We start from the raw sequence: 13419 nt of genomic DNA on the forward strand, positions 1-13419 counted from the left end.
ATTTGAATTTATCCCGCATGAATGGACAGGAAGAGCTCGATTGGTCGTGTTAATAATCGGTGGGGATGAAGAAAACTCCCACTGATTAAAGTTTCACTTTATATACCCTTCTAGAACGACAAACCTATATTTAACTAATCGTCCAACAAATATTATTTTTTGTAATAAATTCTTCAAAACTATGCGGCATTTTTTTATCGCAAATTATGTGCTCTATATTAGACAAACCAGCAATTCGATAATTTCCTTTTACCCCAAGTTTTGTATGATCACATAAAATAAATGTCTTCTCCGCTAATTGAATCATCGCTTCTGATAACTTAGCTTTTTCCAATTCAAAACTCGAGACCCCAAAGCCAGGTAACAATCCATCACTTGAAATAAATGCCTTATGAAAATGAAACTGACGAATGGCTTGCTGCGAAATAGAACCTGATACACGACAATGTTTTGGAGACACCTTTCCTCCAATAAACAATACTTCACCATCAAACATTTTTTTATTTATAGAAGAAATTAATTGAGTTGCAACAGGAAATGAGCTCGTCACGACAGTTAAGTTTTTCCGATGAACGAGATAAGGAACCATTTGGAGTGGCGTACTCCCATCATCGATAACAATTACATCACCATCTTCTACAAAAGTTGCTGCTTTATAGCCGATTCTTTTCTTTTCTTCAATATGTAGCATTTCTCTTTCTAGCATAGGTGGTTCGATACCAGCTCCTGGAAGTTGGACCGCTCCCCCATATACTTTCTTCAATTTCTTTTCCCGATCAAGCTCTTCTAAATATCTTCGAATGGTTTCCGTTGATACGGAGAACTCACTTGCTAACTCTGAAACCTTCACTTTTCCCTTAAACTCTACTTTTTCAAGAATACTACGCTTTCTCTCTTCTCCAACAACAGACATAATTTCACCTCATTTATCTCGCTTATATAGGTAACCAAATCCCAGCTCAAGATTTTGGAATGGAATGCATATAGGAATTGACGAATGAAAGTTTCATTTATACAAAATCATAGTTTTCTTCTACTAGACAAATCTCTTCGTAAATACGGATGCCTCGTTTTTCTAACTCATCAAAATGATTTTTGAATTTCGGAAAACTTCTTCACTGTTTCTCTCTCCTTTTATTTTTCTTATGTACAACTTCAATATAAACACCCAGTGTAAAAGCAGTATTAAACCAACATTAATCTTTTGTTTGTTGTTTATTTTTGTGTAATGCGTTGCTACTTCAATGTTTTTTCAAATTTTTCTGCTAACAAAAAACATAAAATTTACAAGAAATTAAAAAAAGATTAAAAATCCCACAAAAAAATGAGGCGTTTGTAAAAAACGCCTCATTTTTGCTTACTTTTTTTCGAATTACGATTTGCATATTTCGCTGGGTTTTCATTTTCATACTCTACCGCAAATTCTGCGTCTGGCAGACTTTCTTTTGGAGTTTTATTATGATTCATTGCTGCATGTTGTTTTACTTTTCGCTTTACCATCAACAATACCTTCCTTCACTGTAATGACCTATCACTTTCTATCTTAGTTTGAGAAAACTTTCAAAAATTATTGATGGGAAGTGTTAACAAGTACAAAGTAACTTATATAGGGAAACACTATACTTGAACAGGAATTTATATCGCCTACTATAATAAAAAAGGAACGATTATTTTGAAGAAAAAACAACAAATTGATTCACCCATTTTAGATGAGACACTTCCGCACCAAATGAATTTTCCATCCTTTAAAGGAACTGGAAAACAAATGCAACAACCCTTTATTAATCAATATGATGTTGTAATTGGAGACAGTAAATACAATTCTAAAAATAGCCCACTTAATAATTGGAGCGATGAAGTTGATCCGGCCATTATGGCTGGTAAGGAATGGATTCATCCCACAAATGATATCGGATGGATTTCAGAAGAAAATCAAGACTTGTTACAGAACGAAACAGACAGAACCGAAGATTCATTTATGCATCCTCAATTTGGTATTAACGATTAAAAAACCATTCTACCCTCATAGGTAGAATGGTTTCATGTTATCCAATAATAATTCTCTCTTTCGGATATTTATAGCGAGGCGGTTGTTCCCTTCCACCACTGGCTAAAATAAATGTTAAAATACCAACACGACCAATAAACATAAGAACAATTAACACAAGTTTTCCGACCGTTGTTAAATCAGAAGTTATGCCTGTTGATAATCCAGTCGTTCCAAATGCAGAGCACACTTCAACAATTAAACTCATAAATGGTACATTTTCAGTCATAGACAAAATAAATAACGCCGAAGCACATAATAAAATCCCCATAGTCATAACAACGGACGCTTTTAAAACGTCTTCCTCATGCAATTGTCGTTTAAAAATGCGTACCGTTCTATCACCTTTCGCGAACGTATATAAGGAAAGCATATTCACAGCAAACGTTGTCGTACGTATCCCTCCCCCAACTGAACTTGGAGAAGCACCGATAAACATTAAAACACTCATAAATAAAAGTGTCGGCTGTGACAAGTCCCGTATATCCATTGTTGCTAATCCGCCACTTCTCGTTGTAACGGATTGAAACAGTGTATAAAACACCGTTTCATGCCAAGACTTCCCTACTAAAAATTGATTTCGTTCCAATAAAAAAATAACGATTGTTCCAACAATAACAAGCGAAAAAAATGTTGTGGTAGTTAGCTTTGTAAATAATGAAAAACGAAACAATTGATGTTTTTCCTTACTCAAATACTGTTTTACTTCCATTAGCACAGGAAATCCAATTGCTCCTAAAATAATAAGCAGCATATGAATAATTTGTACAATATAGTCATTTTTATATGGAATAAGCGACTGACCTGTTAAATCAAATCCGCCATTCGTCGTCGCGCTAACAGCGGCAAAAAAACCATGAAAATACGCTTCCTGCCAGGTTGGAAAATAGAGTAAAAACCTTGTACCCAAGAGGAGTGCCCCAATCACTTCTATTGAAACAATCAAAATTAAAATAGACCGCATAAGTTCAACAAGCCCTGATAAATTCCCTTGGTTATGGTCTGCCATAATTAATCGTCTTCGCTGCAAACCTATTTTCTTACCTGTTAACATCCAAACAAATGTACCAAGTGCCATAATTCCTAAACCGCCTAATTGTAACACAAGAGCCAAGGCGATAATGCCCGCTGTATTAAACGTATCTGGAATAGAAACGACGGAAAGTCCTGTAACGCTTACAGCACTAACAGATGTAAATAAAGCATCTATAAACGTCCACTTTACACCTGGTTTAATGAAAAATGGTAAACTTAATAAAATTACCGAAACAATTACGGCTATAAAATAAAATAAAACGATAAGCTGTACCGGACGCAATTTTTGCAAAAATTTCTTTATATCTCTCATTCCATCACTTCGCTACCTTTTTTATCGATTAAACAAAGAAAAATCACCATTTTCTTTCTTTGTAAATAACTGCTGAAATAGTTTTGCGAATACCATTCCATATACAGTCCCATTTCCCCCATACGGTAATGCATAATATAGATTGGAGATTTTTCCATCTTCTTTAAAAATAGGAAGGCCATCATGACTTCCCCCGAATGCAGCAGCCCAATAATATTCAGCTCTTACATTTGAAAGATTTGGAAACATCTCTTGTATAATTTTAGTAAGTAATTCTCGTTTATGCAATAACTTCGTATCACCAAACTTCTGAAATAGCATCGGTTCATCTAATCCGCCTGCAATAATTCGATTCTTATACGTGCGAAAATATAAATACGGACGAGCCGTTTCCCAAATTAAGGATTGTTCATGCCACCCATTAAAATGCTCTTGTTTATTTGTAACAATTGCATAAGTTGTTTCTACTGTTGTATTTGCTTCTTTTTTCCCAAATAATGTTTCATATCCCGTAGCCATAATTACTGCTTTCGCTATAATTTTCTTACCTGTTTTTGTATAGGAAACTAAATCTTTTTCAACAGGCTTAATATGCATAAGCTCTGTATCTTTAAAAATAGAAGCCCCTAGTTGATTTGCTTTATGTATAAGACCTTGCGTTAATATATAAGGGTTCACTTCTGCATCCCCGTATGTATATAAAGCCGCTGGTTTTGTAAATGAATAACGCTTCTTAACGTCACGTTCTGTAAAATAATCAACGGGAAATCCATAACGTTTTAATGTTTCATACTCTTCTTGTAAAAATGAAATATCTTTATTTTGACTTGCGTAATATAAGCTACTTTTTGGAATGAAACACGGATCCATCTCTAGCTTTGGAACAACTTGTTCTAAAGTTTTCAGCGCCTCATAACAAAGTTGATACGCACGTACTCCTCTTGCTTCGCCAAATGTATGAATCATAGAAGTTAATGACTTATCATGGCTAAATTGAAGCAGACCTGTATTCGCAAGTGTACTTCCATTTGCAATTTTTCGTTTATCAATGAGTACAACATCCATACCTAACAATGTTAAAAAATACGCAATATGAGCACCAGTTTCACCGCTTCCCACAATCAACACATCACATATCATATCATTTTCTAATAGTGGATAACAAGGCATACAAACCCCTTCATTCCAAAACAACTTCCCTAATGTTAGTTTCATCACTATACTCCTAAAGCGAATGTTTTTCCTATTTTTCATCATTTCAAAAAAAAAATTCCAACTAGATTACACTAGTTGGAATTCCTATTGAATGCATCAAAAAGGTACTTCATACATCCACTATAGCGTACCACTTTAATTAGAGCGTTCCTCAAGCCAATCTCCAACTGTAGGATACGTTTGTTTTACAGCCGTTCCACCGTATACGATTGACATATGTCCTGTCGGTAAACACACATATTGCTTATCTGTACTAGAAATATGGTCTAAGAGCGCCTCTACTTGACATGGCAACGCAATATGATCGCGTTTTGCAGAAATATTTAAGACATTTGCCTTAATATTTTCAAGTTGTACTTTTTGTCCTCGAATTACGAGCTCACCTTTAACCAACTTATTATTTTGATAAAAATCACGAATCCATTGTCGGTATGATTCGCCTGGGAACGGGATACCATCTCCAACCCATTTTTGAACGAGCTTCCAGCTTTCTACAAAGCGTTCATTTTCTGAGCGATCAAGTAAAGCGACATATGGACCAACAAAATTTGTAATCGGCTTTAACATTTTATTTCCAAAATCAATCATTTCCGGTGGAATATTTCCGAATGTATCTACTGCTTTATCTAAGTTAAAATACTTTTCATCTAATAATGGACCATATAATCCTGTTTCAGAGAAATCAAACGGACTTGTCATAAAAATTAAGTTCCGGATCGGCATATGTGGATGAAGCGCCGCATAAATGGATGTTAGCGTACCACCCATGCAATAACCAAGTAAAGAAATCTCGTCCGATTTTGCAGTTCTCATTACCTTTTTAACCGCTTTTGCAATATAATCGAACACGAAATCATCAAATTTCAAATGACTGTCTTCTAACCCAAATGTACCCCAGTCAAGCATATACACGTCAAAACCACGATCTACTAAATATTCTACCAAGCTATTTCCTGGTGTTAAATCCATAATATATGGTTTATTAATTAGCGCATAAATTAATAAAATAGGAACAGAATGTGTTTTTTCCTGCTTTGGAATGTAACGATACAGCTTCGTTTTATTTTTCGTCCAAATAACCTCTTTGGGAGTTAAACCAACTTGTGGCTCTGGTTCACGTAGTAAAACTTCACTCGCTCTTTTAAAACGACGATATGCTTTTCGGTATTCTTCTGGGTATAGTTCCAATTGCTTTTCCCATTCTGTTACGAATGTAGTCATTTTCCTATCTCCTTTTTGATAGATTTCCTTCTTCAAGAAAGAAGTGCACTCCTGCTATGGATATGCACTCTCCTCTTTCTTCATTACATATATAATCCGCCGTTAATATTTAACTGTTGACCAGTGATATACGCTCCATCACGGCACAGGTATACAACACCTTTTGCAATTTCATCAGCTTGTCCAAAACGTTTCTTTGGAATCTTAGAAACGATTTTTTGGCGAACATCTTCTGGTACTTCTGCTACCATTTCTGTATCAATGAATCCTGGGCAAATCGCATTCACCGTTACATTTGTTTTCGCAAGTTCTAGTGCTAATGATTTTGTGAATCCTAGCATACCAGCTTTTGCTGCTGAGTAGTTTGTTTGACCAAATCCACCGGCCTGTCCAATAATAGAAGAAATACTAATGATTCTTCCTTCTTCAGACTCTGTTATGTAAGGAAGTGCCGCACTCGTTGTATTAAATACACTACTTAGGTTCACATCAATTACACGATCCCAGTCTTCACGGTTTAACTTCTTGAAAGTACGATCTCTTGTAATACCAGCGTTATTTACAAGAATATCTACCCTACCAAAATGATTCACAGCTTCATCTACAAGACGCTTCGCATCTTCTAGCTTAGAAACATCCGCCTGAACTGCGTATACATCATGACCTTCTGTTCCTAATTCATTCACTAGATTTTCAGCCGCTTCTTTACTGCTATTATAGTTAATAACAACCTTTGCTCCCTCTTTTGCTAATGCTACTGTAATCGCTTTTCCAATCCCTTTTGCTCCACCTGTTACGATCGCTACTTTACCATTTAATTGAGTCATTTCTTTTCCCCCTTTAAATTTGTGAACGATAATGAATGAATCAAATTGGCACTTATATGAAAAAGTCCCATATATAATATTTTTTCGCCGTTATACTGTCCCAAAAAGAGATTCTCCCTTCCCTTTTTGAAACATGTAAACAAGGCGCTTATTCATCACTTTTTATTTTCTGGTTTCACTGGCGCTTTCACAGGTTCTTGTAAATTTGCTAATACTTCATTTTGTTTTTCCAGTAATTCTAAAATCTTATCTACTTTATTTTCCAATGTACGAATATCTTGTTTCACTTTTGTTACGTCGCGTTTTAACGTAGGAGATTGTCCTATGGATTCTGCTTTTTCTTCCAAAAACTCTTCAATGTTATCAACTTTATTTTCTAAGTTAATAACAAGCGTAGCTACTCTTGCTATATCTTCTTGGGTTGGTATGTTCACTTTTTCTAAATATCCCTTTGTTGCATCATTTAACATCTTCTGATAAAACAAATTCAAATCTAGAACGCTTCCCATCCAAGCAGAATACTCTTCTGTTTTGATTGTTTCATTGAGCGCTTTTCCCCAAAATGTTTCGGTCTGTTCATAAGCTTCTTTCCATGCTTGTAGTGGATCGAATTTTTGATCAATCACTTCTCCTACACTCCTTTATTTGTTTTTGAAACAATTCAACCTATTCACTATTTTCCAATATTCTGAATAAAACTTCAAGTCTGTATTTTATTTTTATATCTTCCAACAAATGTATTGACATTAAAAACAGATAGGTGTAAATTGCACTTATAAGCAAAAAATTCCATCTAACTGATTCATGAGGTGATGCACAATCATGCTACATAATGAACCAGAACAACAAGAAAATTTGGAAAAAAACCAAGCGAAACAACCAAACTCCATGCCAAAAAACTTCTTAGTTCCCTTCTTACTTCTCTGTCTAAAAGACTGGAGTCTTCACGGTTACAAACTGATTCAAATGTTAATGGACATCGGCTTTTCTTCTGTTGACCAAGGTAATGTTTATCGAACCTTACGCAAGTTAGAAAAAGAAAATCTTATTTCTTCTACTTGGGATACAAGTGACGGAGGGCCAGCAAAACGAATCTATTCTTTAACAGAATATGGAGAGCAATATTTAGCAACATGCGCGACCTCTTTTGAGCATTATCAGAATATGCTACGAACATTCTTCACGTTATACACCAATGCATTCTTTCCATTTTCTACTTCTCCAGAAAAGGATGAAAAAAAATCTTCATCTTCACCTGGTGGTACAGCAGAATAATCTGCGTTCACAATATGCAAAAAAATATTTGGAGGTCAAACCATGGAAACTAAACCTTACGAACTGGTCGATGCATTTTGGAAAAATTGGTCGCATTCTCTTTCCCTTTTCTCTTCAGCAGGGAAACAATTAGAGCAACTTACTTTAGAAACGTTAAAACAACAGCAGGATGCTTTGCATAAATTAACAGCAGGAGTAGATGAGCTTGAAAAAGAACTACAACAATTCACTACTCAATATAATAGTCAATATACAGAATATGTGAAACAATTCACAGGTAACTCCTTAAATGAACAAATTAACGAATGGCAAGAAAAGTGGAATGAACTTTCTAATCATATTCACCAACTTACTGTGTCCCCAACAAAAACATCTTTGTCAATTCTTACTCAAACAAGCGGCCAGTTTGAAGAAACAACAAAACAATTCATTGAACAACAACAACTTCAACGTGATGAGGTTCAAAAACAATTAGAAGGTTTTTTGGAGGAGTTCAAATCTACTCAACTGGAACTCGTAAAAAAGTTCGAGGAAAACTCAAAAAATCTATTTACTTCCATCAAGTAAGGAAAATGTGGAAGCTTACCGCAGAACAAACTAAACTCTTTCTTCCCCCCATTACATCAAGATGGCTTACATTTTTCGGTATGGAAAAGAAGGAGGAAAAAATGAATCCATTTCAAGAAGCGCAGTCTGTTCCAGAGCTTCATTATGATGAGATTCAAGTTGGCGATCAAGCATCATTAGTAACAACGATTACCGATGAAGACATTATCAATTTTGCAAAATTGACCGGTGATGTAAATCCCATTCATATTCTGGACTCTTTTGCAAAGACGACAATGTTTAAAGAAAGAATTGCACACGGCATGCTTGTTTCAGGTTATATCTCTACCGTTCTTGGAACAAAGTTACCAGGAAAAAATACAATTTATTTATCACAAAATGTATCATTTCGTGCACCTGTAAAAATTGGTGATACCTTACGCGTAGTCGCAGAAGTGATCAAAAAACGTGATGATAAAAAAATTATTACATTGCAAACAAATGTATATAATCAATTGAATGACATAGTTGTCGAAGGTACAGCAACCATAATGAAAAAAGAGTAGCAAATACGCTACTCTTTTTTCATATCCAATAACTTCTAATCGCACCGATTACTTCCGTGTATGTCCAAACCAATAACACATACACTAACGATACCAGTTTATACAGTAGGCTTGTATTAGAAAAATAGTCCTTAACAAATAAACTGGAATATAAGTTAGGATGTGTTATTGATGGTTAAAACAAATAAATTACTTGTTCCTGGTGCTGAGCAAGCATTAGAACAATTTAAATATGAAATTGCTCAAGAATTCGGTGTAAGTTTAGGTTCTAATACAGCATCTCGTTCTAATGGATCTGTTGGTGGCGAAGTAACAAAACGTCTCGTTTCCTTAGCACAACAGCAATTACGTGGATAATTCTATATAACATTGATTTAGGGGCAGATATATTCTGCCTCTTTTCCTTTTCAACATACATTCTCATCCTTTTTGACATACTACAAAGAGAAAGCCGAAAGGAAAGGTATATGATATGAAGCGGATTAATATTAAAATGAGTCCACCCCGTGTACTTACGTTATCATTTATTGCACTATCCATTATCGGAACATGCCTATTAAAACTACCTATTTCCACTACAACTTCAATTTCTTGGCTAGATGCCTTATTTACAACTGTTTCTGCGTTTACAGTTACAGGGCTCGGCGTTGTTGACACAGGAAAAGTATTCACCTTGTTTGGTCAACTTGTCATTTTAACACTCATACAAGTTGGCGGCCTTGGCATTATGAGCTTTGCCATATTAATCGCCATTATGCTCGGAAGAAAAATCGGCCTCCAAAATCGAATTTTACTACAACAAGCATTAAACCAAACAAACATTGGAGGAGTGATCCGTCTCGCGAAATCATTGTTTTTATTTTCTTTTACAGTTGAATGTTTTGCTACCCTTCTTCTTGCTTTTGAATGGATTCCAAAGTACGGATTGTTTTATGGGCTATATTATAGCTTTTTTCATGCTATTTCGGCCTTTAACAACGCCGGATTTTCTATTTGGACTGATAATTTAATGTCTCAATCTCATAGTATACTCGTGAACATAGTAATTTCTTCTCTCATTATTTTAGGAGGAATCGGTTTCACAGTCATAGTGGATATAAAGAGAAAACGAAACTTTAAGAACCTTACGTTACACTCAAAACTTATGCTCTCATCTACTCTTATTGTAAATGTAGCTGCTACAATCTTAATTTTTATATTTGAATTTCATAATCCAAATTCTATGAAAGGATTTACACCGTTTGAAGAAGGACTAGCAGCCTATTTCCAAGCTGTTTCCACACGCACAGCTGGATTTAATACTGTAGACATAGCGCAATTAACAAAACCATCTCTTTTATTGATGATGTTACTCATGTTCATTGGAGCTGGCAGCGCTTCAACAGGCGGAGGAATTAAATTAACAACCTTTTTAATTATGTTATTAGGAGTTCTTAAATTTTTACAAGAGCAAGATGACATTGTCATCTTTAAAAAATCAATCAAAGATGCTTTGATTGTAAAATCACTCGCCATTGTAGTCATTTCAATCTCATGTATTTTCTTTGCCATATTAATTTTAAGTATCACCGAACAAGTTCCTCTCTTAATGAGTGCCTTTGAAGTATTTTCAGCATTTGGGACTGTTGGTCTAAGTATGGGGCTCACCTCAAAACTTACAATAATAGGGAAAATAACTATTATTTTTATGATGTTTTTTGGGAAAATGGGTCCTTTAACATTAGCATTTTCTTTTGCACGTAAAAACCAAAAAAAGATAAAATATCCAAACGAAGACATTTTAACAGGTTGACAAACATTTACATCATCCATATAATAAAAATATAATAGCATATCTCCAAAGGGGAGTAGCGTCCAAGAACTTATTCTTGGAAACAAAGTCGTCATTACGTAGAACTTAGTTCTTCCGGCTTTGTTGGCATTTTCATTACATATGTCTAGCAAGACCTTTGCCTATTAGCGGCAGAGGTCTTTTTTGCATTTTTTCTAGATTCTTCTACCGTTGATAGGTGGGAATATGGGGAAACTAAACAATGGGGAATTTCTTCACTTGTTTAGGATTTATACAAATGAGAGGAGAATGTACATGGATGTATCATTATTATTGGAGTATGGTTGGGTATTGCTTATTTTAATTGCACTAGAAGGAATTTTAGCTGCTGATAATGCACTAGTTCTTGCCATCATGGTAAAACATTTACCAGAAGAAAAACGAAAAAAAGCATTATTTTACGGATTAGCAGGAGCTTTCGTGTTCCGTTTTGGATCATTGTTTATGATTTCTTTCTTAGTCGACGTATGGCAAGTGCAAGCAATCGGTGCGATTTACTTAATGTTTATCGCTGGTAACCATTTATTTAAAACGTATGTCAAAAAGAATACACATGAAGAAACACAAGAAAAAGAAACAAAGAAAAAACAAGAAAACTTTTGGTGGACCGTATTTAAAGTTGAAGTGGCTGACATTGCATTTGCAGTTGACTCTATTTTAGCTGCTGTTGCGTTAGCGGTAACTTTACCAAAAACAGGTCTTGGTACAATTGGTAGCCTTGATACAGGACAATTCCTTGTTATTTTTACAGGTGGGCTCATTGGTTTAATCATTATGCGATTTGCAGCATCAGCTTTCGTACAATTATTAAAACGCAAACCTGGCTTAGAAACTGCAGCTTTCTTAATCGTTGGTTGGGTTGGTGTTAAATTAGCTGTTTATACATTAGCTCACCCTGCTTTAGGTGTTATTCCACATAGTTTTCCAGAGTCTACCCCATGGAAATTAGGTTTCTGGGTTGTATTAATCGGAATCGCAGCTGGCGGTTGGTTTTTCTCAAAAGATACGAGTGTCCAAACTACACAAAAGAATTTGGATGAAAAAGCGCTGTAACAACAGCGCTTTTTCATTTATCTCACACGAAATAGACTCCCAAAAAATAGATGGAGGACAATTAATCCATCGGCCATCCTTGAAAAACAAAAAGTTTCCATTCCCCCTCTATTTTTACAAACATATGATATTATACTATAATTTGTTAGCGCTTTCATTCGGAAGGTATGTCCTTTTTGTGAAACATTGAACAAACTTATTGAAACTAGGCGTAAATACGTGTACCTTATTCATATGAAGAGTACTTACAGACAATGCACTAAAGGAGCGTATTACTTATGCTAGAACAAGGATTAGCTTACATTGTACAACTTGCGCAGAAAAAGAAACAAATGTTGGATGTAAATCCTATGCAATATTTCATTCGTGCTGCACTAGCTGGCGTCTATATTGGTTTTATTATTGTACTATGTTTTAAATTAGGAAATTTCTTCAATGTTGTACATTCACCCGCAACATATTTAACATCTTCTATGTTTTTTGGAATTGCACTTATATTAATTATATATGGTGGAGCTGAATTATTCACAGGAAATACAATGTATTTTACAGTCTCAACTCTACGAAAAAAAACAACAATTCGCGATACACTTCGTAATTGGGTTGCTTGTTATGCAGGTAACTTAGTAGGTGCAGTATTTTTTGCATTGTTATTTTATGCAACTGGTATTTTCCAATCAATCGATCATGGACATTTGATGAGTACAGTCGTTGCAGGAAAAATGGGAACACCTACAATGCAATTATTTTTCAAAGCGATTTTATGTAACTGGCTTGTGTGCCTTGCATGTTTTCTTCCTTCTCAAGTAAAAGGGGATGCAGCAAAAATACTTATGATAATGTTTCTTGTCTTTACTTTCTTCCTATCTGGTTATGAACATAGCATCGCAAACTTATCATTATTTGCATTATCTTTAGTATCACCACATCCAGATACAATTTCTTTCGCTGGTGCTATCCATAACTTAATTCCAGTTACAATCGGTAACATTGTTGGTGGATCTGTATTCGTTGGTATGGTATATCATTATTTAACTCAAAAAAATCCAGAACCTAACATAGTAGAAGACAACCTAGAAACAGTTCAACAAGAAGAGATCCTTCCTTTACAAGCACATATGAAACATTAAGAAAAAAGTTCCTCGGGTTTCCTTGGAACTTTTTTAACTTCCAGTACATTTCACTTGTATACTTGAAGAAATATCTCCCGCTTCTTTTCCTTTATTTATCTGCTCTAACATGTACTGCATACCAATTGAATCATTTGTATGTAAATGAATTTCCTTTACATGAAGACCTTCCATGCAAAAAACTTCTAAAAAATCTAAACCATTTTTCTGACGCCATCCCATATTGTAGTCGAGAGATAAGAGACTCACATCATATTCTCTAACAATTTTCAAAGCAACTTCTACCGTTGTTACTAAAACATACCCGAAAGGACTAGGTCTTTGATCATCCATATACACGTTCATTTTCTCCTTCTCCTT

The 13419-nt window shown here is 35.0% G+C and carries 16 protein-coding genes and 1 riboswitch; of the genes, 8 read left to right on the plus strand and 8 right to left on the minus strand.

All coding sequences use genetic code 11. From position 1 onward, the window contains the following. Positions 1–130 precede the first annotated feature (130 nt). Both M014_RS0108675 and M014_RS29605 read right to left on the minus strand, forming a co-directional pair. Positions 131–913 (minus strand): DeoR/GlpR family DNA-binding transcription regulator, encoded by a 783-nt coding sequence (locus M014_RS0108675; RefSeq protein WP_026591372.1) that lies wholly within the window; start codon positions 911–913, stop codon positions 131–133. A 434-nt stretch (positions 914–1347) separates the two neighbouring features. After that, positions 1348–1500 carry a hypothetical protein gene (locus tag M014_RS29605; protein WP_026591373.1) on the minus strand — a complete coding sequence of 51 codons (153 nt, stop codon included), beginning with the start codon at positions 1498–1500 and terminating at the stop codon, positions 1348–1350. Positions 1501–1672: 172 nt separating this feature from the next. On the opposite strand from M014_RS29605, the gene M014_RS0108685 reads away from it, so the two are divergent. After that, on the plus strand, positions 1673–2008 hold the full coding sequence (locus tag M014_RS0108685; RefSeq protein WP_026591374.1) for a DUF3905 domain-containing protein: 336 nt from the start codon (positions 1673–1675) through the stop codon (positions 2006–2008). A 37-nt stretch (positions 2009–2045) separates the two neighbouring features. On the opposite strand, the gene M014_RS0108690 is transcribed toward M014_RS0108685, so the two are convergent. The 5 genes from M014_RS0108690 to phaR all read right to left on the minus strand — a co-directional run bounded on the left by M014_RS0108690 (position 2046) and on the right by phaR (position 7284). Beyond that, entirely contained in the window at positions 2046–3395 is a 1350-nt protein-coding gene (locus tag M014_RS0108690; RefSeq protein ID WP_026591375.1) for a TrkH family potassium uptake protein, read from the minus strand. A 21-nt stretch (positions 3396–3416) separates the two neighbouring features. Further along, a complete protein-coding gene (locus tag M014_RS0108695) occupies positions 3417–4610 on the minus strand; it encodes an NAD(P)/FAD-dependent oxidoreductase (RefSeq protein WP_026591376.1) in 1194 nt (397 codons plus the stop codon). 135 nt (positions 4611–4745) lie between these two features. Next, entirely contained in the window at positions 4746–5831 is a 1086-nt protein-coding gene (gene phaC / locus M014_RS0108700) for a class III poly(R)-hydroxyalkanoic acid synthase subunit PhaC (RefSeq protein ID WP_026591377.1), read from the minus strand. Between the two features lie 83 nt (positions 5832–5914). Continuing rightward, positions 5915–6658, minus strand: a complete 744-nt coding sequence (locus M014_RS0108705) for an acetoacetyl-CoA reductase (protein ID WP_026591378.1) — start codon at positions 6656–6658, stop codon at positions 5915–5917. 155 nt (positions 6659–6813) lie between these two features. Continuing rightward, positions 6814–7284: a polyhydroxyalkanoic acid synthase subunit PhaR gene (phaR, locus tag M014_RS0108715; RefSeq protein ID WP_026591379.1), complete on the minus strand. Its 471-nt coding sequence runs from the start codon at positions 7282–7284 to the stop codon at positions 6814–6816. A gap of 196 nt (positions 7285–7480) precedes the next feature. Here phaR and phaQ point away from each other — a divergent pair, with 196 nt between their 5' ends. The 7 genes from phaQ (at position 7481) to M014_RS0108750 (ending at position 13059) form a co-directional block, all read left to right on the plus strand. Beyond that, entirely contained in the window at positions 7481–7933 is a 453-nt protein-coding gene (gene phaQ / locus M014_RS0108720) for a poly-beta-hydroxybutyrate-responsive repressor (protein ID WP_026591380.1), read from the plus strand. A gap of 42 nt (positions 7934–7975) precedes the next feature. Beyond that, positions 7976–8500, plus strand: a complete 525-nt coding sequence (phaP, locus tag M014_RS0108725) for a polyhydroxyalkanoic acid inclusion protein PhaP (protein ID WP_026591381.1) — start codon at positions 7976–7978, stop codon at positions 8498–8500. A 101-nt stretch (positions 8501–8601) separates the two neighbouring features. Continuing rightward, positions 8602–9045 (plus strand): MaoC family dehydratase, encoded by a 444-nt coding sequence (locus tag M014_RS0108730; RefSeq protein ID WP_026591382.1) that lies wholly within the window; start codon positions 8602–8604, stop codon positions 9043–9045. Positions 9046–9216: 171 nt separating this feature from the next. After that, complete coding sequence (locus M014_RS0108735) at positions 9217–9402, plus strand: alpha/beta-type small acid-soluble spore protein (protein WP_000241213.1); 186 nt, start codon at positions 9217–9219, stop codon at positions 9400–9402. A 115-nt stretch (positions 9403–9517) separates the two neighbouring features. Beyond that, positions 9518–10837, plus strand: a complete 1320-nt coding sequence (locus tag M014_RS0108740; RefSeq protein WP_026591383.1) for a TrkH family potassium uptake protein — start codon at positions 9518–9520, stop codon at positions 10835–10837. A gap of 38 nt (positions 10838–10875) precedes the next feature. Then, positions 10876–11052, plus strand: a riboswitch (yybP-ykoY riboswitch). Positions 11053–11131: 79 nt separating this feature from the next. Further along, entirely contained in the window at positions 11132–11929 is a 798-nt protein-coding gene (locus tag M014_RS0108745) for a TerC family protein (protein ID WP_026591384.1), read from the plus strand. Positions 11930–12207: 278 nt separating this feature from the next. Next, complete coding sequence (locus M014_RS0108750; protein ID WP_026591385.1) at positions 12208–13059, plus strand: formate/nitrite transporter family protein; 852 nt, start codon at positions 12208–12210, stop codon at positions 13057–13059. Between the two features lie 33 nt (positions 13060–13092). Here M014_RS0108750 and M014_RS0108755 read toward each other — a convergent pair whose 3' ends face one another. Continuing rightward, positions 13093–13404, minus strand: coding sequence for a cyclic-phosphate processing receiver domain-containing protein (locus tag M014_RS0108755; protein ID WP_026591386.1), 312 nt, complete (start codon positions 13402–13404; stop codon positions 13093–13095). Positions 13405–13419 lie beyond the last annotated feature (15 nt).

Source organism: Bacillus sp. UNC437CL72CviS29 (genome assembly GCF_000482345.1).
GTDB classification, from domain to species: Bacteria; Bacillota; Bacilli; order Bacillales; family Bacillaceae_G; genus Bacillus_A; species Bacillus_A arachidis.